The sequence below is a fragment of the Actinomadura sp. CNU-125 genome, from assembly GCF_001942465.1.
In the GTDB taxonomy this organism is placed as follows: domain Bacteria; phylum Actinomycetota; class Actinomycetes; order Streptosporangiales; family Streptosporangiaceae; genus Spirillospora.
In genome coordinates this window covers 1-3,114 of record NZ_MKJY01000417.1, presented here as the reverse complement: position 1 = coordinate 3,114, position 3,114 = coordinate 1, and the positions used below count along the sequence as shown (strand labels likewise).

2 protein-coding genes and 3 pseudogenes are annotated in these 3,114 nt (G+C 75.1%); 3 read left to right on the top strand and 2 right to left on the bottom strand.

From position 1 onward, the window contains the following. Positions 1–132 precede the first annotated feature (132 nt). From BJF79_RS35540 to BJF79_RS35530, 3 genes and pseudogenes are all read left to right on the top strand, one after another. Positions 133–512, top strand: a pseudogene (locus BJF79_RS35540) (TraR/DksA family transcriptional regulator). A gap of 68 nt (positions 513–580) precedes the next feature. Beyond that, entirely contained in the window at positions 581–1,198 is a 618-nt protein-coding gene (gene lspA / locus BJF79_RS35535; protein WP_262403052.1) for a signal peptidase II, read from the top strand. Then, positions 1,198–2,129, top strand: a pseudogene (locus BJF79_RS35530) (RluA family pseudouridine synthase). The gene lspA and the pseudogene BJF79_RS35530 overlap by 1 nt, the downstream one beginning before the upstream one ends. Before the next feature lie 6 nt (positions 2,130–2,135). Here BJF79_RS35530 and BJF79_RS35525 read toward each other — a convergent pair. After that, entirely contained in the window at positions 2,136–2,447 is a 312-nt protein-coding gene (locus BJF79_RS35525) for an AzlD domain-containing protein (protein WP_075904006.1), read from the bottom strand. Further along, positions 2,444–3,114, bottom strand: a pseudogene (locus tag BJF79_RS35520) (AzlC family ABC transporter permease); the annotation flags it as partial. The pseudogene BJF79_RS35520 and the gene BJF79_RS35525, both read right to left, overlap by 4 nt.

The window sequence follows — 3,114 nt, the reverse complement described above, 5'->3', positions numbered from 1 at the left end:
CCGAGGCGATCAGCGCGACGGAGGACGGCTCGGCCCGCGGCGCGCGGCCGAGCGGCGACGAAGGCGGCGGCCGGGACGGCCCGCAAGGGCGGCGCCGCGAAGAAGGCGGGCAAGTCCCGGGGCGCCGCGGGGCTGCCGGTCCGCACGGACGAGGCGCACTGGACGCGGGCCGAGCTCGCCGAGGTGCGGGCCGGGCTGGACGCGCAGATCGCCGAGCTGCGCGCCGACATCGCGGTCTCGGCGAGCCAGATCGCGGAGGGCGACACCAGCGAGGGCGCCGGCGACGATCAGGCCGACGCGGGCGCCAAGACGTACGCGCGCGAGCACGAGCTCTCCCTGGCGTACAATTCGCAGGACTGCTCGCGCAGAGTGAGCGGGCGATACAGCGGATGGACGCCGGCACGTACGGGATCTGCGAGGTCTGCGCCGAGCCGATCGGCAAGGCGCGACTTCAGGTGTTCCCTCGTGCGACCCTGTGTGTGACATGCAAACAACGCGAGGAACGTCGCTGAGCGACTCAACGAACCCAGAGGGCGGGGCCGGGGAATCCACGGGATCTCCTCGGCCGCGCCGTGTCGGTGTGCTGGCCGTGGTCGCGGTGCTGGCGCTGGCCGCCGACATCGTGACGAAGATGATCGTGGTGGCGACGCTGCAGGGCGAGGAGCCGATCCGGCTGCTCGGCGGGCTGCTGACGCTGCGCGAGACCCGCAACAGCGGCGCCGCGTTCTCGATCGGCACCGGCTACACGGTCGTGTTCACCTTGATCGCGTCCGGTGTGGTGGTGGCGATCATCTGGACGGGCCGCAACCTGCGGAGCCTGCCGTGGGCGATCTGCCTGGGCCTGATGCTCGGCGGTGCGCTCGGCAACCTGGTGGACCGGATGTTCCGCGCCCCCGCGCCGCTGGAGGGCCACGTCGTCGACTGGATCCAGGTGCCGAACTGGCCGGTGTTCAACCTGGCCGATTCGGCGGTGGTCTGCGGCGGCGTGCTGGCCGTCGTGCTGGCGGCGCGCGGCCTGCAGATCGACGGCACCCGCATCACCGACGACAAGGACGAGGACGGGGACGGCGGCGGGGGCGAGTCCGCGAAGAGCGAGCCGTCCGAGCCGTCCGAGCCGAAGTCGTCCGAGCCGAAGTCCGCGGACGAGCCGAAGCCCGCCGACGAGCGGGACGCGCGGACGCCGGGGGACGAGTCCTGATGGGGGAGACGCGCAGCCTCCACGTCCCCGACGGGCTGGAGGGGGAGCGGGCCGATTCGGCGCTGTCGCGGCTGTTCGGGCTGTCGCGCGGCCGCGCCGCCGACATCATCGCCGCGGGCGACGTCCTGCTGGACGGGCGCGAGCTGGCGACCAAGTCCGAGCGGCTGCAGGCCGGGGCCTGGCTGGAGGTGACGCTCCCGCCGCCGCCCGCACCGCCCGCGCCCGTCGCCGAGCCGGTCCCGGGGATGGGGATCCTGTTCGAGGACGACGACATCGTCGTGATCGACAAGCCGATCGGCGTCGCGGCGCATCCCACGACCGGCTGGACGGGCCCGACCGTCCTCGGCGGGCTGCTCGGCGCGGGGCACACGATCGCGACGAGCGGTGCGTCGGAGCGGCAGGGCATCGTGCACCGGCTGGACGCCAACACCACCGGCGCGATGGTGGTGGCCAAGAGCGAGAACGCGTACTCGCAGCTCAAGCGCGCGTTCCGGGACCGCCGCGTCGACAAGCGGTACCGGGCGCTGGTGCAGGGCCATCCGGACCCGTTCCGCGGGACGGTCGACGCGCCGATCGACCGGCACCCGTCCGGCGACGGGCGGTTCGCGGTGGTCGCGGGCGGGAAGCCGTCGGTGACGCACTACGACACGGTCGAGGCGTTCCGGGCGGCGACGCTGCTGGACATCGGGCTGGAGACGGGCCGCACCCACCAGATCCGGGTGCACATGTCGGCGATCAAGCACCCGTGCGCGGGCGACCACCTCTACGGCGCGACCCGACGCTCGCTGCGCGCCTCGGGCTCGGCCGGCAGTGGCTGCACGCCGCGCGGCTCGGTTTCGAGCATCCGTCGACGGGCCGGTGGGTCGAGTTCGAGAGCCCGTACCCGGACGATCTCGCGCGCGCGCTCGAGATCGTCGAGTCGGAGTCCTGAGCGGGCTCACAGGTCCAGCAGGCGGAGTCCGGCGGCGGTGGCGGCGGCGACGGCGAGCACGACCAGGAACGGTGCGCGCAGCAGCAGCGCCGCGACCGCCGCGCCGAGCCCGGCCGCGCGGGCGGGGTCGAACTCCAGGGCGCGTCCGTCGGCGAACGCCTGCACGGCGATCAGCGCGGTCAGCAGCGCGACGGGCACCAGTTCGGTGAACCGCCGCACGCGCGGGTCGTCCAGCACGGACTGGGGCGCGACGAGCCCGGCGAACTTCAGCGCGTAGCAGCCGGCGGCCGTGGCCAGCACCGCGATCCAGACGCTCATGCGGACTTTTCCTTGCGCAGCAGGGCGGGCAGGGCGGCGACGGCGGCGAGCATGACGGGGACGCCGGGCGGCAGCAGCGGCGTCGCGGCGAGCGCGACGACGGCGGCCGCGAGCGCGACCCGGGCCTCGGTGCGCCCGGCGGTGAGCCGCGGCCACAGCAGCGCGAGGAACGCGGCCGGGCCGAGCACGTCGAGGCCGACGGCGTCGGGGTCGCCGATCCGGCCGCGCGACCGCGCCGAGCAGCGTGGTGACGTTCCACGTCAGGTAGATCGTGATCGCGGTGGCGTAGAAGCCGGCGCGGGCGGACGCCTTGTCCGGTTGGGCGGTCGCGACGGCGGTGGTCTCGTCGATGACGACGTGCGCGGCGAGCGGGCGCCGCCATCCCCGCACGTCCAGGGTCCGCGCGAGCCGCAGCCCGTAGAGGGCGTTGCGGCCGCCGAGCAGCACCGCGCCGAGGGCTCCGGCGATGAGGCCGCCGCCCCCGCCGACGACGCCCACCAGCGCGAACTGGGACGCGCCGGTGAACGCCAGCAGGCTCAGCACGCACGCCTGCGGCACCGTCAGGCCCGCGGTGACGGCCGCGGCCCCGCCCGGCCAGGCCGGACACGGCGACCGCGAGGCCCACGCCCAGCCCGTCGCGGACGGCCGCGGTGCGGGCGGCGCCGGC